Genomic DNA, 21,370 nt, shown 5'->3' with positions numbered 1-21,370 from the left:
ACTGTTCTTTTAGTACAAAAAAACAGTAACCTTTATTGATGGTTTATTATTATAATTAGTTGCATTGATTTCATTTTTATTAGATTCTAAAGAACATTGTTTTGTTAAAATTTTTTCTACTTTTGTATGTTTTTGTTTTTGTGCTCTTATTAAAGCAGTTTCACCACGTAAATTTATTTGATTAATGTCAGCATCATTGGCTATTAATAAATCAACTACATTTAAATGGCCATTTTTGGCGGCCTTTGTTAAAGCAGTATTGCCAAATTTTGTTTATATAATTAACGTTAGCGCCGTTTGTTATTAAAAGATTAACTATTTTTATGTGACCTTGTTTAGCAGCTAATATCATCATTTTTGTTTATATAATTAACGTTAGCGCCATTTGTTATTAAAAGATTAACTATTTTTATGTGACCTTTTTTGGTAGCTAATAATAAAGGTGTATCATAATTTTTATTTATATAATTAACGTTAGCGCCGTTTGTTATTAAAAGATTAACTATTTCTGTGTGACCTTGTTCAGCAGCTAATAATAAAGCTGTATCATCATTTTTGTTTATATAATTAACGTTAGCGCCGTTTGTTATTAAAAGATTAACTATTTTTATGTGACCTTTTTTGGTAGCTAATAATAAAGGTGTATCATAATTTTTATTTATATAATTAACGTTAGCGCCGTTTGTTATTAAAAGATTAACTATTTCTGTGTGACCTTGTTCAGCAGCTAGTGTTAAAGCAGTATCTTTTGTACTATTTATATGATTGATATCAGTATTATTTTGGATTAAAAATCGAACTATTTCAATGTGACCATAATCACCAGCAGTTATTAAGGCACCCTCCATATCGAACTTATTGTTATCAGAATCAAATAGTAAAGTTTTAACTGTTTGTAAGTCACCTTCTTCAATAGCTGTTAAAAATTTATTTTTAGGCATTTCTTTATCTTCCTTTTCTAAATTAAAACAAAAAACCTATTTATTTTGAAATAAAGTAAATAGGTTAAAAACTTATATTAAATTTTAATAATATAATATCATATTTTCTTTACTAGTAATAGAAAATTATCATTTTTAATTAAAAAATAATTTTAAAATATATAAAAAAGAAAAGAAATTTTTTAAAAAATTTCTTAATTTACAAGTATTTTTGCATATTAAAGTTATATTGTAAAATATTTGGTTTTCATATATTATTAATTCAAAATCTTTATTGGTTTTTAAATTAACTTATTATTTTTAAGCGAGGTAAAAAATGAAAAACTTAGTAAAATTATTATCGATCTTAACAATGTCAACACCAATATCATTATCAGTTGTTGCTTGTAATAATAACACAACACAAAAAACAGAATTAAAAGATAAAATTACTAAATTAACCACAAATATTACTATAGATGTTAATAAAAGTAATAAAAAATTAGATACATTAACAAATAATACAACAGAAGTTAAAAACTTAAATCCAAAGTTAGTTAACCCTATAATTAAATATTTTAGTGATGCACAAGGCAAAACTGATGTAAGTAATCAAAATCAAAAAGCAGGAGATTTATATGTAATTATTACTAGCAATAGTAATGATTTGAATTATCAAGGTTCAACAGCACCAATTAAAATAAATATAAAAGAACAATCTGATAAAACTGATTTAAGTACTATTACTCAATTAACTGGTTTAGACATTATTGCTAATCCAAGTAAAAGTTATAAAGAATTAATTAGTAATATAAATAGTTTTGATGAATTTAAGTCAACACCATTAGCTGCTGGTTATCAACTTCAATTTTATAACGAAAATAATCAAGAAATAACAAACAATAAACAAGAACTTGAAAAAGTATCTAAAATAGTTGTCAAAATAAGTAGTAATTCAAATGATCCGAATTATCAAGGTTCAACAATGATTGATATAACTAAGCAAACAATTATTTCAGATAGTGATATGCAAAATTATTTTTCAAAGACAACTTTGCCATTCGCTTCATTAGCATCACCAAGTTCAACTAAAGCAACCATAAATAAACAAGAAGCCGTAACAGATGTTATAAATAAATTAAAAAAATTACAAAAAGATTCAGAATTAGTTATTAAATTATTATTAAAAGGTATTTATAAAGAAAAAATTGATTTTAATAAGCTTAGAAATGAAAATGAAATTTATGATAAAAATAAAGAGCCAGTACCTAATGATTGATTTAAAGATAAAGAAACAGATAAAGAAGCAAATGTATTGATTTTTTATGGTAATACAGAAACTGGTTATTTTTACCCTATAAAAATAAATATAAATTAATTAATTTATTAAAATTTATGATAAATAATAAAAACTCTCTTTTAATTAAAAGAGAGTTTTTATTATTTAAACTTTTTTATTATTTTCCTTTAAATTTTGATGTTTATAAAACATTCTATTTTCAATACTTGCAATACGAGCAGTTGATTCACCAACATTAATATTAACCAACGCTTCATCAATTGCATAGATTTTTGCATCTAAGTTATCTAAATGATGTAAAATTTCAGCTTCTATTGTTTTTGGTAAGACAGGTGAGCCATATTCATATTTACCATGACTAGCTAATATTAGATGCTGTAATAAAACTACGATTTCTTCCTCTAAGTTAATATTTAATTCCTTACAAGCAAGTGTAACTTGCATTGCACCTAATGAAATATGACCAATCATTTTACCTGATAGTGTATATGAACTAATAGGATTATTATTTAATTCAACCATTTTTCCATAATCATGCATAATGATTCCTGCATATAATAGTTCACTATTAATATTACGATCATTATAAAGTGCTACTACTTGTTTTGCCATTCTTAGCATTGTTACTGAGTGTCATAATAAACCGCTTTGAACAGCATGATGCATTTTAACTGCTGCTGGTCATTTTTTATAATCATCAATATTTTTTTTATTAAAACATTGGATTAATAATTTTTTTAAAATTGGATTTTTAAATTCCTTTATTGTTTGACTAATTTCAGTTCATGCTTCAATAATATTAATTGGTGCTTGTGTAAGTAATAAATCATAATATTCACTAGGATTAGTAATAATAGTTCAATTATTAATTTTTAGTTGTATTTCATTATTATAATTAATGCTATTTGCTTCAATTTTAATTACTTGTCCTATTGTTAATTGTTCAATAGTTTCTTTGCTTACGTCTCAAATTCTTGCTGAAATTGTCCCAGTTTTATCTTGTAATTGTAAGTTTAAATAATTAGTATTGTTAGAAGCAACACCTTGAATTACTCGATTAATAATTGCTACTAAACTTAAAACATTATTAGGTTTAATATCTTTAATTACAGTCATTTTTTAGTTCCTTTCTATCATTTTATATCTTTGATATTTAGATGTTTGATAGCTAATTCTTCATACATTTTTCTCATTTTTAATTGTGCATCATTAATGGTTTTATCAACACAAACAAAATAGAATTTAATTTTTGGCTCAGTTCCACTAGGTCTAACAGCAAATCATGAACCATCACTGAAGTAAAATTTTAGTAAATTTTGCGATGGCATTCCATGTAAACCAGTTTGATAATCTTCAACTTTAATTGTTTTAACATTATTAAGCGTTGGTATTTTACTAGTTCTTAATGTTTCTAACATATTATTAATAGTATTTTGTCCTGTTTTTCCTTTTAAAATAAGATTAACAGTATAACAGTAATAATATCCAAATTTTTGATAAATATTTTCTAAAACATCAACTAATGTTTTTTGTGAATTTTGATAATATCAAGCCGCTTCTGCTGCTACTATTGCTGATTGAATACCATCTTTGTCACGAGTAATATCTTTAATAACATAACCATATGCTTCTTCAAAACCAAAAACAAAGTTAATGTTACGTGCTTTTTCTTTTAGCATTTCTGCACCAATTCATTTAAAGCCAGTTAACGTTTTAATGACTTGACATCCGTATGATTTAGCAATCATATCAGATAAATTGGAAGTAACAAATGTATTGTACATAACGGGATTTTTTGGCATTGTTTTATTAAGTTGATAATGGCTTAATAAATATTCTAATAAAATTGGTGCTGTTTCATTACCTGTTAATAATACATAATCATTATTATGTTTTACAGCAATACCAATGCGATCAGCATCAGGATCATTTAAAATAATTAATGGTGCATCATGTTTTTTAGCGTGTTTAATTGCTAAATCAAATGTTGGTTTTACTTCGGGATTGGGCGACACCACACCTTTAAAATCAGGATCATAGTTAGCTTGCTCTGTTACTAAAATAATTTCATAACCGCATTGTTCTAAAATTGGTTTAACTCATTCACGACTAGTACCGTGTAGATTAGAAAATACAATTTTAAAGTTACGATTTTTAACTTGTGGATAAAACTGTAAATTTTTAATATCATCACGATAATTATCTTCTACTGTTGAAGGCACTTCTTTAATTAGGTTAGTATCATAATCGAATGTTAATTGAAAATCATCAGGCAATTGTTCCATTTTATTGCTAATTATATTGGTAACATTAGGAAGAAATTGACAGCCATATTGATCATAAATTTTATAACCATTATATTCAGGAGGATTATGACTGGCCGTAATAACAATTCCAGCAAGAGCATTAACTTTTCTAATACTATATGAAAGTACTGGTGTTGGTCTTAAATCATTATTTTTAAATAAAAAAATAGGAATTTTATGTTTGGCTAAAGTTTTTGCTGTTAACATTGTAAATTCTGCTGAAAAGTGACGATTATCATGAGCAATAATAACACCACGAAGTAAGTCTTTTTCAGAAAAAGCAGATTTTAAATATTGAATAAATGCGACAGTTGCTTTCATAATAATAATTTCATTAATTCTGCCGGTACCAACTCCAGTAATACCACGCATGCCAGCTGTACCAAATTCTAAAGTTGTAGTAAAAGCATCTTCAATTTCACTTTTAGACATTGTAGTTAATTGTTTTTTTAAGTGTTGTGGTAAGTTTTGCTTTTTTCAAATCTCATATGTTTTTAGTACATTCATTATTATTTCTCCTTTATAATAAAAAATTAAGTTTATAGGTAAATCATACTATAAAATAAGAAGAAAATAAATTTTAGTAGTTAATCTAAACATAAACTTTTAATTAAATAATAAAAAATAAAATTATTAAAAATTTCAATTTCAATCTTTAATAATTTTATTTTATTTTTATATTGATTGTGAATTGGTTTTATTTAGAATTGTTATTGGTTGTTTGTCGTTTTTAATAGAATTTATTGCTTTAATGTTTATTTTTTATTTGGTTCTGAAGTTTTAATTACTTTATATAATGGTACTTGTTTGTTATCTTTATTAAGATACTGATCACTAGTAATAGTACCAACAATCTTTTCATTATTATTTAGTAATATTTCAGCAAGAGATGTTGTTATTGGTAATTGTGGTTTAATTTTTCTTGAATTTGTTGTTGTTTTTTCTTTAAAAACTTGTTTTTCTTTTTCTGTTATAAGATTTTCTGTTTTTTTACTATATAGCACTTCTAAATATCTCCTTTTTTAAATTAAAAACCTATTTACTTTAAAATAAAAGTAAATAGATAAAAACTTATATTAATTTTAGAAAAATTATATCATAGTATCTATATTTAATATAGATATTTTTCATTTATTCTTGTATTAGATAACTATTGTTTAATTAGAAATAGTTATTTCCTTAGAAGTTTTATAATTTAATTATTTATAAAAAATACATGTATAGGAAATTAAATATTAATACTTATATAAGTGTTAATTATAATTTTCATCAAAAGTATTATTTTTTATGTTATTATATATTCATAATTTATAACTGTTCAGTCCTAATGTAGATATATTTCTATGTTAGGATTTTTATTAAATTAAAGTTTTAAAGAAAAGGAAAAAAAAGATTAAAAGAAATTCCTAAAGATAAAACTAAAACAAATTAATTAAAGTAGCAGTAAGCAATAGAACAGTTCTTGCTTATGCTTGAGACGCCAGATTAGTCAATAAGAAACATTGTGAGGTTGAGTTACAAATTATGAAACAAATGATTATTTTTGTTTCTATTGTTACACCTGACTATGTAGAGATGAAAAACTTAGTTAAAAAATGACAAAAACAAGTGAGTGATTTAATAAATAAAACTGAAGTTCCAATCAGTGAATATAAAAAATTTTGTTTTAAAAACAATTTCAGGACAATTATAAATAAAGATTGCATTTGCAATCTTTATTTATCTCTTTATATTAATTTTAAGTTATTAATTTTTTTTATTGATTTTACTTGGAATTTCTTGTAAATGAGTTACAATTGTATTAAAGTTTTAAAGGAACTTTGGAACAAAATATTTTGGTTTTTTTATAGACCTCGTTTAAATTTTTGTATTTAAATTAGGTTTTTTGTTTTATTATATCGTTTAAAGGAGTGAGAAATATGAAATCACAATTTTATAGAGATGGAATAATTTATTATGCAATGAATTTAGAAAAGTGAGCAAATGTTGAAAATAAAACTTATTTTATAAAATATCATGATTTGATTTTAAAATTAACTGATATCATTAATTGTTATGATTTAAAAAATATTTCTGAAGTAAAAGTTTATAAGTTCTTAGCAGATGCTTTTAATAGTCGAATTTTAAAAGAAGTAGGGGATAACTAATGAAAATTAATTTAGAAGAATGCACAAATAATAAAATAAAATATTTAGAATCATTACCAGAAAGAACTAATGGAATGTCTTTAGTTATGTATCCAGTAAATTCATGAGCAGAAATAGTTAATAAATGTGCTTGCAGTAATTCTAGTGATGAAGAAACAGCAGTAGTACTACAAACTAAAAAAGGTCCTAAAATATAAACCATTATAAAATAAAAAAAGGCGTATTAATTACGCCTTTTATTTTTTTATAATGGAGCGGGTGATGGGAATCGAACCCACGTCTTCAGCTTGGAAGGCTGTAATAATACCATTATACGACACCCGCAGTTATGTTAACCACCATCTATTTATATCATATTACTAAAATTAAAGTCAACTACTTTTGATAAACAAGTTAAAAAAAATTATTTTTTAATCTTTTTTTTCAATATGTTTATTTTTTTTCTTTTTAAATAAAAGAAGTTTTTCTTTAAAGAAAAAAATACAAAAATAATTGAAGCTATAGCAAAAAAATTAGCAATTAATCATATAATTCAGAATTTATTAATATTTAAACTGAAAAGAAAAGTTGAACACAATATTGTGATAATTAGTGACAATGTTAAAAATACTAATAAAATTTCTTTTTTATTAGTAACTCATATTGGCATAATAAAAATAAATAGAATTATACTAGTAATTGGTCAAATCATAATTTGAATTGAAGTATTCATAGTTTTGGCAACAAATGAGTTTTGAGATTTAGGAAAAAAATTATTAGTCATAAACATTAGTCAAACTAAAAATAAAAATAAAGAAGCAATTGTTAAAGTTATTTTGCTAATTAATAAAATTTGTTTTAATTTATTTTTTTCCATTTCACTCACCATTTAATAATAAGTTTTGTAATCTGGCATCAAAATGCCAGATTACAAAAAAACCTAATTATAATACTTTATCATAAGTATACTAAAATATTTTAAAAAATATTATTCTTTGTTATTTTCTTTTCTTTTTTGTTTTTTATGACTTTTAAAATCCATTATGACAAAGAAAATAAAAAGACCAATAATACTTACTAAAGAAATTACCATTAAAATAATTGCTCCAACATCCATGTTTTTTAACCTCTTTCAGTTTTTGTTTTTATTTTAAATAATTTATTAAAACCATTATGAATATTTTTATGATAAGTTAAGATAAAAGTTAAAAGTAAAACTAATCCAACACCAAGTGTTAGACCAACTGTACCATAGACAAAATTAGCATTGATAATATTAATAATAAAATCATAGATACCAGTAGCAATATTAATTAAAATTAAAATTGGTGCGATAATTAAAATTACTATTTTATATCCTTTTGTTCATTTCATTCATGAATTTTCATTATTATATAATTTTAATGTATCATATAATTTTCAGCCATATGGACTAATACCAATTAATAAAATAAACCCAATTATTAGTAATCAAATTTGTGCTACTCAGATTGCTAGCCCATTAAACAGCGCTGGTGAATTACTAAAGGTAAATAATACTGATACTGCCATTGCTCCTAATAATGATATTGCTAATGCTTGTTTGCGCTTTAAATGAATTTCATATTCTAGACCATTTACCATTGATTCAACTTGACCAATTAGTGAGGACATACCCGCAAAGAAAAGTGTAACAAAAAATAATATTGCTAAAATATTTCCTAAAATAGGAACTTGATTATTAATAATAGCAAATAATTGTGGTATTACTTGGAAAATCAAAGCAGGACCTGCTTGAAATACATCTTTAATATCAGTTTTACCTTGATTTTGAGCAATTGCACCTATTGAATTAAAAACAATAATTGTTGTTAATATACCAATAACGCTAGTACCAAAGGCTACTACAAAAGCTTGATTAGTACTATCTTGTTTTTCGGGAGCATGAGCTGCATAAATATAAATGGTTCCTGTACATGTTGATAACATAAAGAATGATTGACCAAAAGCATCTTTTCATAATCCAGGATTTAATAATTCTTTAGCATCTAAATCAAACATTACATTTAATCCAAGTTTAGCACCCGATAATGTACTAGTATAAATTGCTAAAATAATAATCATTAAAAATAAAAATGGAATCATAATTTTATTGGCTTTTTCAATTCCTTTTTCAACACCACCTAATAGAATGATACCCAAAATAATTCATACACCAATTGTTGCAAGTAAAATCATTCAATTTAAGTTACCTAGGCTATTTAAATTGCTAATATCTTGATCATTTGTTTGTTGTAAAATATTATGATAAAAATAAGAACCTTTATTTAAATTAGAAGTAAAACTAATAATAATATTAATTAAAGTTCATCCTACTAAAACACTATAATAAGTACTTAGTAAAATAACGGTTGTTGAATGCAATCAAGAGAAAAAAGCACCTTTTTTACCTCCAACCTCACTAAAAAATTCAATATGATTTTTGCGATATTTATTACCAATTGTCATTTCAATAAATAAAACTGGTATTGCACAAATTACCATACATATTAAAAAAGGGATTAGAAAAGCACCATGATGGTTATACATTTGAGTTGGAAATCCTCAAATACCACCTAATCCTACTGCCGAACCCATTACTGAAAGTAAGAATCCTAATTTTGAGATATTTAAGCGTTGTTTTTTCATATTAATAAATGACCTCCTTTATAATAGTTAATTATACAAAAAAAATATTTTATTAAAACCAATTTCAGTAAATAAAATTTTGCGATGTTATTTATTAATAATGTGTATTGAAAAATATATAGAAAATCAAAATTTTATTTTATTAAATAAAATGATATTATTAAAAATAAATAATAAGAAAAAAACAAGGGTTTTGAGTAAATTTTAAAAAAGATTAATAAAAAATAAAACTTTTCCTTATATAAGGAAATAATAAAAATTTATTTTTTAGTGTTATTAATTTAATTATTTAAGTTTTTAAAATTATTTTTCATAATTTTAATATTAATGATTATATTACTTTCATTTATTTAATATAGGGTTATAATACAAGAAGTAATAAATAAAGACTAGAGTTTAGCTCATATTTAAGGATTGTAATTCTTAATATGGGTGTTTTTATATTAATTTTATTACTTTAAATTATTTTTTAGAAAGGATGAAAAATATGGATTCATCACCAGCAAGAAGTTATTCTTCTACAGAACAATTATTACCAAATGATTTAATATCAACTAATAATAGAAATAGGGTAGCACCTACTATAAGAGATGTATTACTTACTATTGGTAATTCAATGGTAACTGGGGGTAACTATTTATTATATCAAGATGGAGTATTATCACTAGTACCAGCATTATGTTTTATGGTGGAAGGCGCAGTTAATTCAAAAATTTCGTTAACTAATTTAATATTAAGATATCGAAATATTAATAATGTAAGGATTAATAATTTATTAACAGGAGTAAGTTTTGCAACAGCACCATTATTACCACTAGCAGTAGCTTGACTTAACTGACCAACACCCAATCCAGATACATTACCTGTTACATATGCTTTTATTACAGCAGCAGCAGCTTCAAGTTTAAATCACATAGTGACAATCAGTAAAAAAATATCAGAATGTTGTGCACCTAATAATGAAGAAAATGTAATAAATCAACAACGTAATATATGACAAAAAATAGGTAATACAGCAGCAAGTTTATTAGCACCAATAACTATTGCTAGTGCAATTACTGGTGTTAGTCTTTTTGCATATCATGAATTAAGTAATCCAAATAATAATGATGATGATCAACCATTTTATAAAAAAAGATCAATTGCTTTTTGAGAAACAATAGCTGGTCTTGCAACAGTTGGTACTGGTTTATTAATAAATACTGGAATGGAATTATATGAAAATTGATGTGCGGATGTTAATAATTTTGATGAAGAAGATACTTATGAAAATGTTTCTAGCAGTACATCTTCGCCATCATCATCAAGTTCTGAAGATAGTGATGATAATACTTCATTATTAAATAAATCTTTTAATCCAGAAAAAATTAATAATGGAGAGGAAACACAATCAGTCATGTCAACTTCTCATGTTGTTGAAATACCTGATCCTAAACCACTTAATATAGCAACATTAAATTCTGAAGAACGTTTGCCTATTAAACAACCATCTTCAGAACGTCGATTATCAGTTTAATAATATTTAATGTTATAAAAATAAAAAGGTATTCTTTTAAGAATACCTTTTTATACTAATAATTTAATATTAGTGGTGCCCAGAGCGGGACTCGAACCCGCATGATTTCTCGGTAGATTTTGAGTCTACTGCGTCTGCCATTTCGCCATCTGGGCAAAATATAGTTTACTTATTTATAAAAAATGAGGAATACTTCCTCGTCATTAATAAATATATAAAATGGTGCCCAGAGCGAGACTCGAACTCGCACAACCTATAAAAGTCATCGGATCTTAAGCCCGACGTGTCTGCCATTTCACCACCTGGGCATCAAATGGTGTCCCCGGCAAGGATCGAACTTGCGACACCTCGGTTAAAAGCCGAGTGCTCTACCGCTGAGCTACGAGGACAAATTAATAAAATATATGGCTGAGGTGGTTGGATTTGAACCAACGCATGACGGCGTCAAAGGCCGTTGCCTTACCGCTTGGCTACACCCCAATAAGTAATATGGTGGAGGGGGAGGGAGTCGAACCCCCGAACTCGAAGAGATCTGGTTTACAGCCAGGTGCAGTTGGCCACTTTGCTACCCCTCCATAAATAATAATGGTGCTGATGACAGGAATCGAACCTGCAACCTACGGTTTACAAAACCGTTGCTCTGCCGGATTGAGCCACATCAGCAGGTAAATGGTGGAGTATGACGGACTTGAACCGCCGACCTATTGCTTGTAAGGCAATTGCTCTCCCAGCTGAGCTAATACTCCTTATTTTTTGTTTTATTAGAATTATTTATTCTTAAAAAACCTTAATCATTATAATAGATATTTTTCACATTTACAATTATTTTTTAAAGATAATGTAAAATTATTTTATTTTTAATTATTTTTTAAAAGAAAACTTAAGAGAAAAAACCAAAAAAAGTAATTTTATGTTAAATATTACTATTTTATACCTATTTTCAGTTTTTATATATTTTAAATATAATATTTTTTTAGAGTTTGCTACAATTTTTTTGAGCCATATTTATATTAAAAGAAAGGGAAAATTTATGCAAAAAATTTGAAAAAAATTATCAAAGTTAGATAAAATTAGTTTTTACGTATTTATAACTATGTTAATAGTAATGATTTTAGGATTAATTTTAATTGGAACAGTATCTTGAACAGTTAAACCTCTAGGAGCTAAAGTGGCCGAAAGTCATGATGGGTTTTGAATTTTAAGAAATTCTCATCCTTGAACTATTGGAGATTTTATTAAGGGTAGTATAACTAATTTTGGTGTTACTATGTCATTAACTGATTATTTTGATAAATTAAAAATTGCAGTTGCTGCATTAGGTGGAACTGCAACTTTAACAGGTACAGCAGCACAGTTACAAATAGGATTAATCTTATCGGTTATTGCTACTCCAATCTTATTGTTTACAAGTATTATTATTTTTGGATACAGTTGTTATTTAAAAGTAGTAAAAAAGTAAAAATAGCAATTTATTAATTTTAAAAAATTCTTATTTTTCACATTAAAGTAAGAATTTTTTTATTTATTTTATAGCAGTAATATAACAATGATATAATTAAAAAAAATAGGTGATAATAATGATAACTAAAAATTGATGAAAAAAATTACCTCTTGATGAAAAAATAATTACTATTTTATTTTTTTCTGGTTTTATATTTTTATTATTAGGGTTAATTATGTTATTAAGTATTAAAATAGATATTTTTAATGGATTTAATTTTATTTATATAAATGGTGTAATTGATAGTTTAACCTATCAAAGTAGTCAAGGAATAACAGTAGATATTTTCTTTTTAAAAGTAGGAATTATTTTTACTATTTTCTTAATGCCAATTTGTTCTGGCTGTAGTATAATTTGATTTATTATTAAACGATTAATTTTTAAAAAATAGAGGTGAATAATGAAAAATAATGATTCATTTATTGAAATGATAAATAAAACTTTGGATAAAACAGTTAATTTAGATTTTAAAACTTTAAAAGGTCATAATATTATATTTATTGTTGATATGGTTAATGGCTTTGCTAAAAAAGGAAATTTATTTTCACCTAATATTAATTCAATTATTAAACCAATTAAAAATTTATTAGCAAAAGTAAATACTAATGAAACCAAAGTTATTGCTTTTAATGATGCTCATAATGAACATAGTCCCGAATTCCATACTTTTCCTAGTCATTGTTTGGAAAATACTATTGAATCAGAGTTAGTAGAAGAATTAAAATTTGACAATATTAAGATTATTAAAAAAAATAGTACTAATGGTTTTTTTGCTTTTGATTTTAAGCCAAATTTACAATGGGATAACATTATTATTGTTGGTTGTTGTACTGATATTTGTATTTATCAATTTGCTATTAGTTGTAAAACTTGATTTAATCAGCACAATAAAGAAGTAAATGTTATTGTTCCAATGACAATGACAAATACTTATGATCAACCAGAGCATCCAGCTCATATTTTAAATCAATATGCATGATATTCAATGCTTAAAAATGGCATTACTATTGTTAAGGATGTTATTTAATTAAAGTAGAGTTTTAAATAAAATAAATTTATATAAATAATAAATTTTATCCATATTATTTAATAATTTTTATATTTAGAATAGAAATTATGATAAAATAATAAAATAATTTAATAAATGTTTATACCTAATATAGAAATTAATCTATATTAGGTTTTATTAAATTAAAATATTAGAAAAGGAAGATTAAAAGATGGCTAGTAAAGTAATCCAATCAGAAAGTGAGTATCAAGAACTTGAAAATCAACAATTAATAATAAATATTTTTGAAAAATTTGAATTTAATTTAAATTTTATAAATATGAGTTATGAAGATTTATTAATATTAAATATAAAATTATTAAATAATGAATTTAATGATGTTTATCAAGAGATTATTAAGAATAATGAAATAAATGAAAAATTATCTTTCATTTTTATTGAATGTATTAATCAAGGTTTTTCTGAAGAAAAAGCACAATATTCTATTCAAGAACAAATAACTAAGCATATAGTAGAAAGTTTTTTAATTAAAGAACAAGAACAAAAAATGGTAAATGAAATAAATCAATTTGATTTTATAAATGCACCATCAACTAGTACTGGTATATATCATTTACCATCATTTAAAATACAACTTAACTTATAATTACATTTATTTAGATTATTATTTGCAAAGAAATGTCATAATATAATATTGTAAATTAATAAGTGAAAAACAACTAAGTAAATTATATAAAAACCATTCTTTTCAGAATGGTTTTTATATAACTATATTTTAATGTTTTATTAAATTTATTATTAGGAAATTATTTTTTACCTAATAATGTAAACATTTTCTTTTTGTATACTTCAACACCAGGTTGGTTAAATGGGTCAACACCTAATAATTTTGCACTAACAGCACAAGCCTTCATAAAGAAATAACTAGCATAACCAAACATTTTGCTATCCATTGTATCCCATTCTAATAAAATATTTGGAGTTTTTCCTACTATTTCATCACTATGAGCTTCAATAGTTCCTTGTAAGGCAATATTATTAATTTCATGTAAAGAATGTTTTGTTAAATAGTTTAATTGATCATTGTTTTCTTTATCAAGTGGAATTTTGATATCTTCATTAGGTTTTTTGATTTTTATTACTGTTTCAAAAAACATTTTTGAACCTTCTTGAATAAATTGGCCCATTGAATGTAAATCAGTTGAAAAAACAACACTAGCTGGTAATAATCCTTTGCCATCCTTACCTTCTGATTCACCAAATAATTGTTTTCATCATTCACATAACATTTGCATTTGTAATTCATAGCTTACTAAAATTTCAACTGCTTTATTATTAGTTTTATGTAAATGATAGCGAGAAACTGCATATAAATAAGCATTATTAACATCAATTTTATCACTTTTACATTCTTTTGCTGCTAATTGTGCACTAGCAATAATTTCTTCACAGTTAATTCCTGCTACCATCATCGGAAAAATACCAACAGGAGTTAAAACAGAGTATCTACCACCGATATTATCGGGGATAACAAAGCTTTCATATCCTTCTTCTTTTGCCAAATCATGGAGTACTCCTCTTGTTTTATCAGTAGTAGCGATAATTCTGTTATTAACAATATTCTTATTTTTCTTTTGTTTAATTAATAGTTCTTTTAACAAACGAAAGGCAATTGCTGGTTCAGTAGTAGTTCCTGATTTAGAAATAACATTAATGGCAAATTCTTTATCTTTTAAATATGATAAAACTTGGTGAACATAAGTTGAACTCATAGTATTACCCATATAAATTACTTTAACAGGAGCAGTATTATTAAATAAACCTTGCACCATATCAATTCCTGCTCTAGCACCTAAATATGATCCACCAATACCAATTACTACTAAAACTTGTATTTCTTTTTGTAGTTTCAATGCTAGAGTTTTCATTCGCTTTCAAGACTCTTGAAAAGTAATGTCTTTTTGGTATGCAAATGGAAAATCAATTCATCCTAATCAACCATCTTCATTTTTAGCATTACTTTCCAGTTCGGCGTTAATCGCCGTTACTTTTTCTTGATATAAAGTTGATAATTCTTTCATATCTAAATTAGTAAACTTTAAATTAGTTTTTATCACTATTCTATAACCTCCTTATAGTATTTAAAATTAAAATATTAATTCGTAATAATACTATTTAATATTTATAATAAAAATATAGTTGTAAAAATTTTAAATTGCAAGAAAAAAATAAAAAATATTGCCATTAAATAGCAATATTTTTTATTATTTGGAAGAAAAATAGTATTTTAATTATTTTCTTCTTTTTTAAATCAATTATCAACAGTTTCTCTTATTGGTGCAAATCCTTTACCATTTTCTTCAATTGAAGAATTATTCTTTGCCACTAATCCTTGTTCTTTTGTACTTAAACTTAATTGTTGTTTAGTATGATCAATACCTATTATTTCTGCTTTAACTGATGTACCAATTGTAAAATAATCACTAACATTTTTAACAAATTTAGGGGTAATACGACTAATGTGAATTAAACCAGAAAATCCATTTGGACACTTACAAAAAACTCCAAATTCCTTTATTCCAGTTGGAGTTACGGTAATAATGTCACCAACTTGAAATTGTTGAACATTTGATTCATTTTCTTCATTTTTAATAATTGTACTCATAATAAGTTAATTCCTCTTTCTTTTGTATAATTTAATAATACATAAAAATATTATAACATTATATTTAATCTTGAAGTTAAAATTAATAATATTAATTTTATGAATTTCTAAACATTAGAATGAGAAATTATTAATTGATTTTAAATTTAAAGATTATTAGAATATTAAATTTGTTAGCAACTTGTTTGTTTTTAAAGAAATGAATGTTATTTGTAACAATATCACTAATTTTTTTTAATATTTTTCTTTATTTTATACTTAAAACGGTAATTTAAAATAAATATTTTTATTTTATAAATATTATTAAAAATATTGGAATTTATTATAGTAATCCAGATTTTTCAAGTAATTCTTCTAGAAAAGTTCCCTTGATTTTTTTTAATGCACCTCTACGGAAAATTTTTAAGATGAGAGGAACTTGTATATCATTAATTTTTTTCTTATCTCATAAAATATGAGTTGAATTCAATAGTACTCTAATATCATATGCTGAAGCAAAAACTTCTGGTATTCCTCTATCAACGTTTAATAATTTATAGACGGCTTCCATAGCAGTTCTCACTGAATATTCGGTTGTAAAAACTGTATCATCTTCAGTTTCACTAAAATTACCAATAAATGCTAAATTTTTTGAACCTTCTGGAACTACTAAAGGACGATCACCAATTTCTCTTGGCATAAAATATGAGGTAATAAATGGCATATAAACTGGTACCACATTACATGAGTTTTTAGCAAGTTCAAAGATTTCTTCTTCAGGAACACCAATATGATATAATCACTCTTGAGCTATTTCCATGCCAGAACATTCAGTAATACTTTTTTTAATATAATCTCCTTCCTTATTTGAAAGTAATCCATAGATTCAAACAACTAATTGATCATCTGATTGGCTTTTAAAGTGTGGTTGACGATTTAAGGTATAACTTAAAATTCAACTGGAATCGATAGCTGTAACAATTCCACCAGTTACAACTTTTTTAGCATATGGATCTCTTTTACTAATTTTTTCAATATAAGGTGCCATTTTTTTATCTAGAGTTGTTAATGTTGCTGAGATAAATCAACTTTCTTTTGGTAAATTTGCATAAAATTTTTCTGGTTTTCCAAAATCTTCACTTTGCTTTGCCAAATTTTCTCATAATTCTCAACTTCCACCTAATTGGAGTTGTTCACTAATTGGTGCTGGAGTATTATGATCGCCGTATCTTGTACTTTCAGTAATACTGCCATTAGTTACAAAAACGAAATAATTTTCTTTTAATATTATTTGTTGTTCTTTATTCTTTTTTTGAAAAATGATTTTTTTTGCAATTTTTTCATTATGTTCATTTTCTGAAATTATAATATTTTTTACTGTTGTTTCATAGTGAAAAACAACACCTTGTTCTTCTAAGTGAGAAATTAATGGTAAAACAAGTGATTCGTATTGATTGTATTTGGTAAATTTAAGTGCTGATAAATCTGGTAATCCACCAAGATGATGAATGAATCTCATAATATATCTTCTCATTTCCATAGCACTATGTCATTTTTCAAAAGCAAACATTGATGATCAATATCATCAAAAATTTGATTTAAAAAAATCTTCTGGAAATACTTCTTCGATTGTTTTATTACTTAGATTTACTTCTTTTGTTAAAAATAATTCAATTATTTTTTTACAAGCTGGATGGGTTACACTTTATTGGACACTAATTACATAGACAAGTGAACAAATTAGTTAAAAGAAAGGAATTATAATTATGGTCACTATTAACTCATATTCAGATGAATTTAAAAAACAAATAGTAGCTTTATATCAAAGTGGCAAATCAGTATCTTGCCTTGTTAAAGAATACAATGTTACAAGAGCAGCTACTTACAATTGAATTAAGCAATTTACTAATTCAGGTAGTTTTAAAACTAAAGATAATCTTTCAGATTTAGAAAAACAATTAATTCAAGCAAATAAAGAATTAAAACAGTTACGAATGGAAATTGATATTTTAAAGCAAGCAGCACTAATAATAGGCAGAAAGTAGAGATTATTGCAAATAATAAATCTAAATATAAAATTCGCACAATGTGTCATTTTTTAAAACTCTCTAAATCAACATATTATTTTAATTTAAAGAAAAAAAATAAAATTCAAAATAATATTTATGAACAAGCTGTTATTAGTGCTTTTAAAGAAAATAAAGAAGTTTATGGTACTAGAAGATTAAAAGTCATACTAGCAAACCAAGAAATTTATTTATCACGCAGAAAAATTAAAGAAATTATGAATAAGCATAATTTAATATCAAAATACACTAAATTATCATTCAAAAATTATCATAATAAAGTCAATGATAGTCAAATAACCAATCTTGTTAATAGAAACTTTAATAATAGAATTAAAAATGAAGTTATTGTTAGTGATTTAACTTATGTTCAAGTTAATGGTAAATGAAACTATATTTGCCTATTAATCGACCTATTTAACCGCGAAATTATTGGACATAGTGTTGGAGTTAAAAAAGATGCATCATTAGTATATCAAGCATTTATGCAATCAAATCACTGTTTAAAAGATATTGAAATATTTCATACTGATCGCTGTAATGAATTCAATAATAAAACTATTGATAAACTTTTATTAGCTTTCAACATAACTCGATCTTTAAGCAAAAAAGGATGTCCTTATGACAATGCTGTTGCTGAAGCAACTTTTAAAAATTTCAAAATTGAATTTATTAATGATAAAAATTTTACATCATTAATCCAATTAAAATTAGAATTATTTGATTACATCAATTGATATAACAACATAAGAATTCACAGTACTCTAAACTACCTAACTCCAATTAGTTATCAAAAACAAATGTCTACCAAAAAATAGTCCTAAAAAGGGTTGCCATTCCAGTTTGTGATACTTTTATTGAAGGTTTAATAAGTAATAGTACAGTTTGTAGAACATATAAAAAGTTTCAATTACCAAAAGCCAATATCCTCAAAATACCATTACAACCATATCAAAATTTATATGTAAATATTGATGATGGACATAGAAAATTTAAGTTTAATGAAAAACATAATACTAAAAATTGTAAAAAATGTTCAATGAGATTATTAGTATTTTGTACTGGTAAAAAGAAGAATGGAAAATTAATTAATAAAAGAGCTGTATGTAAAATTAGAGTATCAAAAACAGAAATTGGTGCTGAAAAAACTGCCAAATTAATTGAAAAATATGGTAATTTATTTTTTGAAAATTTTGACCAAGCAAATTTAATAGTTTGTGGAGATAGTGCAAAATGAATTAGAAAAACTGCTACAATTTTAAATGCTAAATTTATTTTAGATAAATTCCATGCTTTTCATGTTTTATTTCTTGGCATAATGGCTGGAAGAAGAAAAAATAAAATTGCTAAATTACACTATCAAAATGCAATAAATTTATTTTCCAAAGGTCAATATTATGAATTAATTGATTTTTTACAATCATTGACTTTACAATATAAAAAATTAAAAGTTGGTTATTTTGTTAATGCAAAAGATGGCGTATTAAATCAAGCATTAGTTGAAAATATTGGTTGCTTTACTGAAACTAATATTAAACAAATTTTAAAGCATATGATTGGTGATAGAACTTATAACATTGATATGTATACCAAAATGGTTAATTTTAAATGTTATCAAATAAATACAGCAATACAATTATTATAAATTAACCATTTCAATTTAAAGATAACTAAAAATAAAATAAAACTTATTAAAGTAAAATTTAATAAGAATTTTTGAGTTATAAAAGTAAGTATTATTGTTGACTAATATTTTACAAGTGTTAAGATTAACATACAATTGCATATTGATTCTCGTCTAATCTTATAATTTAAAGACAAATTTGAATATTATTGACAACATCGGTACGCTCCCACATAATTTAATGAATATAGTAATTATTGATTATTTCACAATTTGCAATAAAGTCTCAAAAATTTTTATTTTTAATTTTTATTTTTAAATAAATTATTCATAAAATTAATAATATAGTTATAAATATTAAAATTGGTACTAAAATCTCGCAAAAAATAATTCCAATTTTAAATTGTAATAAAGAATAATGATAATAATTATGAACAGTATAATAGTTTCCAAAATTTTTAAGAGAAATATTATTATTACTTAGAATATAATATAAACTATATTTACTTCATAATATAAAACCATTATATTTAAATATTTTTTTTAAAATTTTATGTAAAGAAATATTTTTCGAGATTACTACTTCTTTTCCATGAAATAAACCTATTATTAACAATCCTATAATTAAAGTTAAAATAGTTAAAATAAATAGTAATACAGTTATTAACTGTAAATTTTTAAGTGCTTTAATTTTCATTTTTAAATTCTCCTTAATTTTATTTCATAAGTTTAACATTTAACAAACTTAATTATAAGTATTTTTGTTGCAATTTATTTAAAAAAATTATATTATTTAAATACAATTTCATAAAAATCCAAATTATTTCTTGTCTAAAATATAATAAGACTATATAAATTTAATTTATTCCGGATTTTTGACAATCTCCTTTTTTATGTTGTGAAAGTAGAGAAGTAACTTGTGCTTGTGCTGAAAATTTACTAACAAAAAATCCACCTGGATAAATACTATATCCTAATCTAGCAGCACCAACAGCATAATTTTCGCCAATTTGTTGATAAGTTTTGCCAACAAATGGTATTTTTTGAAATTTCCATGCTGGTGTTAAAGGTTTATGAAAATAATTTGCTACAATACTAACTGCATTTGGACCATTACAAAACTGATTATTATGATAAGGTTCCTCCATTTTAATTTCTTGAATTTTTGGAAGGATTTTATTACCTTTAAAATTGTGTTCCAGCTCCAACAAGTGCACCATTATCTGATAAACTATCACCAATAACGTATAAATTATCAACTTGTTCTATAGCTCGTTCTTCTTTATTTAAATAACAATGCTTTGAATTAATAGTTAATAAAGATAATGAACTTAAAAGTGTAGCACACGTTAAGTTATATAAACGCATGTTTATTTGCCTCCTATGTATTTTTTCATTATTTTTTTTAGAAATATTTATTTTTTAGTATTAAGATTTACTAAAAATATTATTTGTTGTTTTTTTAATTTTGAATTCATTTTGATAAAAAATATAAAATAATTTTAATTAATTCAGTTTTTATAAAATTCAAGTGTGTATAAACTAAACTAATGAGTAGTTTTAGTCTTTTTAAAATAATTATTATAAGTAAATCTTAATTTAAGTCTATAATTGAAAAAATGAATATACAATAAAAATAAAAAAAGATAATTTGATTAATTAAACTATCTTTTATTTATTGATTAGTGTAT

At 24.1% G+C, this 21,370-nt stretch carries 21 protein-coding genes, 8 tRNA genes and 2 pseudogenes; 10 read left to right on the top strand and 21 right to left on the bottom strand.

The window, feature by feature from the left end; all coding sequences use genetic code 4:
* Positions 1-9: 9 nt before the first annotated feature.
* From AACK94_RS07440 to AACK94_RS02175, 3 genes and pseudogenes are all read right to left on the bottom strand, one after another.
* Positions 10-258, bottom strand: a pseudogene (locus AACK94_RS07440) (ankyrin repeat domain-containing protein); the annotation flags it as partial.
* A complete protein-coding gene (locus AACK94_RS07435) occupies positions 182-352 on the bottom strand; it encodes a hypothetical protein (protein WP_422397401.1) in 171 nt (56 codons plus the stop codon). The pseudogene AACK94_RS07440 and the gene AACK94_RS07435, both read right to left, overlap by 77 nt.
* Entirely contained in the window at positions 336-941 is a 606-nt protein-coding gene (locus tag AACK94_RS02175) for an ankyrin repeat domain-containing protein (RefSeq protein ID WP_338976007.1), read from the bottom strand. The genes AACK94_RS07435 and AACK94_RS02175 overlap by 17 nt, the downstream gene beginning before the upstream one ends.
* A gap of 316 nt (positions 942-1,257) precedes the next feature.
* Between AACK94_RS02175 and AACK94_RS02170 the strand changes: the two genes are divergently transcribed.
* Positions 1,258-2,298, top strand: coding sequence for a hypothetical protein (locus tag AACK94_RS02170; RefSeq protein ID WP_338976006.1), 1,041 nt, complete (start codon positions 1,258-1,260; stop codon positions 2,296-2,298).
* A gap of 66 nt (positions 2,299-2,364) precedes the next feature.
* On the opposite strand, the gene AACK94_RS02165 is transcribed toward AACK94_RS02170, so the two are convergent.
* From AACK94_RS02165 to AACK94_RS02155, 3 genes are all read right to left on the bottom strand, one after another.
* Entirely contained in the window at positions 2,365-3,336 is a 972-nt protein-coding gene (locus AACK94_RS02165) for a 3'-5' exoribonuclease YhaM family protein (RefSeq protein WP_338976005.1), read from the bottom strand.
* A gap of 14 nt (positions 3,337-3,350) precedes the next feature.
* On the bottom strand, positions 3,351-5,033 hold the full coding sequence (locus AACK94_RS02160; RefSeq protein ID WP_338976004.1) for a phospho-sugar mutase: 1,683 nt from the start codon (positions 5,031-5,033) through the stop codon (positions 3,351-3,353).
* Between the two features lie 248 nt (positions 5,034-5,281).
* Positions 5,282-5,530, bottom strand: coding sequence for a hypothetical protein (locus AACK94_RS02155; protein ID WP_338976003.1), 249 nt, complete (start codon positions 5,528-5,530; stop codon positions 5,282-5,284).
* 915 nt (positions 5,531-6,445) lie between these two features.
* Here AACK94_RS02155 and AACK94_RS02150 point away from each other — a divergent pair.
* Together AACK94_RS02150 and AACK94_RS02145 are read left to right on the top strand one after the other, a co-directional pair.
* A complete protein-coding gene (locus AACK94_RS02150) occupies positions 6,446-6,673 on the top strand; it encodes a hypothetical protein (RefSeq protein ID WP_338976002.1) in 228 nt (75 codons plus the stop codon).
* On the top strand, positions 6,673-6,870 hold the full coding sequence (locus tag AACK94_RS02145) for a hypothetical protein (protein ID WP_281749520.1): 198 nt from the start codon (positions 6,673-6,675) through the stop codon (positions 6,868-6,870). Before AACK94_RS02150 ends, AACK94_RS02145 begins: the two co-directional genes overlap by 1 nt.
* 53 nt (positions 6,871-6,923) lie before the next feature.
* Here AACK94_RS02145 and AACK94_RS02140 read toward each other — a convergent pair.
* From AACK94_RS02140 to AACK94_RS02130, 3 genes are all read right to left on the bottom strand, one after another.
* Positions 6,924-6,997: transfer RNA gene (locus tag AACK94_RS02140), tRNA-Gly, on the bottom strand.
* Between the two features lie 643 nt (positions 6,998-7,640).
* Positions 7,641-7,769 carry a hypothetical protein gene (locus AACK94_RS02135; RefSeq protein WP_281749467.1) on the bottom strand — a complete coding sequence of 43 codons (129 nt, stop codon included), beginning with the start codon at positions 7,767-7,769 and terminating at the stop codon, positions 7,641-7,643.
* Between the two features lie 5 nt (positions 7,770-7,774).
* A complete protein-coding gene (locus AACK94_RS02130; protein WP_252318968.1) occupies positions 7,775-9,319 on the bottom strand; it encodes a sodium-dependent transporter in 1,545 nt (514 codons plus the stop codon).
* Between the two features lie 487 nt (positions 9,320-9,806).
* Here AACK94_RS02130 and AACK94_RS02125 point away from each other — a divergent pair, with 487 nt between their 5' ends.
* Positions 9,807-10,835: a hypothetical protein gene (locus AACK94_RS02125; protein ID WP_338976001.1), complete on the top strand. Its 1,029-nt coding sequence runs from the start codon at positions 9,807-9,809 to the stop codon at positions 10,833-10,835.
* A 73-nt stretch (positions 10,836-10,908) separates the two neighbouring features.
* Here the strand turns inward: AACK94_RS02125 and AACK94_RS02120 are convergent.
* The 7 genes from AACK94_RS02120 to AACK94_RS02090 form a co-directional block, all read right to left on the bottom strand.
* Positions 10,909-10,990 (bottom strand) — tRNA-Leu (locus tag AACK94_RS02120).
* A gap of 65 nt (positions 10,991-11,055) precedes the next feature.
* Positions 11,056-11,143: transfer RNA gene (locus AACK94_RS02115), tRNA-Leu, on the bottom strand.
* 6 nt (positions 11,144-11,149) lie between these two features.
* Positions 11,150-11,224, bottom strand: a tRNA-Lys gene (locus AACK94_RS02110).
* A gap of 16 nt (positions 11,225-11,240) precedes the next feature.
* Positions 11,241-11,315, bottom strand: a tRNA-Gln gene (locus AACK94_RS02105).
* 10 nt (positions 11,316-11,325) lie between these two features.
* Positions 11,326-11,410, bottom strand: a tRNA-Tyr gene (locus tag AACK94_RS02100).
* Positions 11,411-11,421: 11 nt separating this feature from the next.
* Positions 11,422-11,498 (bottom strand) — tRNA-Thr (locus AACK94_RS02095).
* Between the two features lie 7 nt (positions 11,499-11,505).
* Positions 11,506-11,581: transfer RNA gene (locus AACK94_RS02090), tRNA-Val, on the bottom strand.
* A gap of 284 nt (positions 11,582-11,865) precedes the next feature.
* Between AACK94_RS02090 and AACK94_RS02085 the strand changes: the two genes are divergently transcribed.
* The 4 genes from AACK94_RS02085 to AACK94_RS02070 all read left to right on the top strand — a co-directional run bounded on the left by AACK94_RS02085 (position 11,866) and on the right by AACK94_RS02070 (position 13,991).
* The gene (locus AACK94_RS02085) at positions 11,866-12,294 is read left to right on the top strand and encodes a hypothetical protein (RefSeq protein WP_338976000.1); all 429 of its coding nucleotides are present in this window, start codon (positions 11,866-11,868) and stop codon (positions 12,292-12,294) included.
* A 118-nt stretch (positions 12,295-12,412) separates the two neighbouring features.
* On the top strand, positions 12,413-12,727 hold the full coding sequence (locus AACK94_RS02080; RefSeq protein WP_281748332.1) for a hypothetical protein: 315 nt from the start codon (positions 12,413-12,415) through the stop codon (positions 12,725-12,727).
* 9 nt (positions 12,728-12,736) lie between these two features.
* Positions 12,737-13,363 (top strand): isochorismatase family cysteine hydrolase, encoded by a 627-nt coding sequence (locus tag AACK94_RS02075; protein ID WP_338962067.1) that lies wholly within the window; start codon positions 12,737-12,739, stop codon positions 13,361-13,363.
* Positions 13,364-13,556: 193 nt separating this feature from the next.
* Positions 13,557-13,991, top strand: a complete 435-nt coding sequence (locus AACK94_RS02070; protein ID WP_338974693.1) for a hypothetical protein — start codon at positions 13,557-13,559, stop codon at positions 13,989-13,991.
* A 160-nt stretch (positions 13,992-14,151) separates the two neighbouring features.
* Here AACK94_RS02070 and AACK94_RS02065 read toward each other — a convergent pair whose 3' ends face one another.
* From AACK94_RS02065 to AACK94_RS02055, 3 genes and pseudogenes are all read right to left on the bottom strand, one after another.
* Positions 14,152-15,462 (bottom strand): glucose-6-phosphate isomerase, encoded by a 1,311-nt coding sequence (locus AACK94_RS02065; RefSeq protein ID WP_338975999.1) that lies wholly within the window; start codon positions 15,460-15,462, stop codon positions 14,152-14,154.
* 170 nt (positions 15,463-15,632) lie between these two features.
* Positions 15,633-16,010, bottom strand: a complete 378-nt coding sequence (locus tag AACK94_RS02060; protein WP_338975998.1) for a S1 RNA-binding domain-containing protein — start codon at positions 16,008-16,010, stop codon at positions 15,633-15,635.
* Between the two features lie 322 nt (positions 16,011-16,332).
* Positions 16,333-17,694 (bottom strand): annotated as a pseudogene (locus AACK94_RS02055) (oleate hydratase); the annotation flags it as partial.
* 61 nt (positions 17,695-17,755) lie between these two features.
* Here AACK94_RS02055 and AACK94_RS02050 point away from each other — a divergent pair.
* Positions 17,756-18,873 (top strand): IS3 family transposase gene (locus tag AACK94_RS02050; protein ID WP_338975997.1). Its coding sequence is split into 2 segments (ribosomal slippage): positions 17,756-18,026 and positions 18,026-18,873, totalling 1,119 coding nucleotides; the frame shifts between segments, so codons are not numbered across the junction.
* Positions 18,843-19,700 (top strand): Mbov_0401 family ICE element transposase-like protein, encoded by an 858-nt coding sequence (locus AACK94_RS02045; protein WP_422397400.1) that lies wholly within the window; start codon positions 18,843-18,845, stop codon positions 19,698-19,700. Before AACK94_RS02050 ends, AACK94_RS02045 begins: the two co-directional genes overlap by 31 nt.
* An 836-nt stretch (positions 19,701-20,536) precedes the next feature.
* On the opposite strand, the gene AACK94_RS02040 is transcribed toward AACK94_RS02045, so the two are convergent.
* Together AACK94_RS02040 and AACK94_RS02035 are read right to left on the bottom strand one after the other, a co-directional pair.
* Positions 20,537-20,887 carry a hypothetical protein gene (locus AACK94_RS02040; RefSeq protein WP_338975995.1) on the bottom strand — a complete coding sequence of 117 codons (351 nt, stop codon included), beginning with the start codon at positions 20,885-20,887 and terminating at the stop codon, positions 20,537-20,539.
* Positions 20,865-21,047, bottom strand: coding sequence for a hypothetical protein (locus AACK94_RS02035; protein WP_338975994.1), 183 nt, complete (start codon positions 21,045-21,047; stop codon positions 20,865-20,867). Before AACK94_RS02035 ends, AACK94_RS02040 begins: the two co-directional genes overlap by 23 nt.
* Positions 21,048-21,370 lie beyond the last annotated feature (323 nt).

It is taken from the genome of Spiroplasma endosymbiont of Monopis laevigella, from assembly GCF_964019975.1.
Classification (GTDB): domain Bacteria; phylum Bacillota_I; class Bacilli_A; order Mycoplasmatales; family VBWQ01; genus Spiroplasma_E; species Spiroplasma_E ixodetis_A.
Note: the sequence above shows the minus strand (reverse complement) of the source record. Positions and strands in the feature narration are given on the sequence as shown.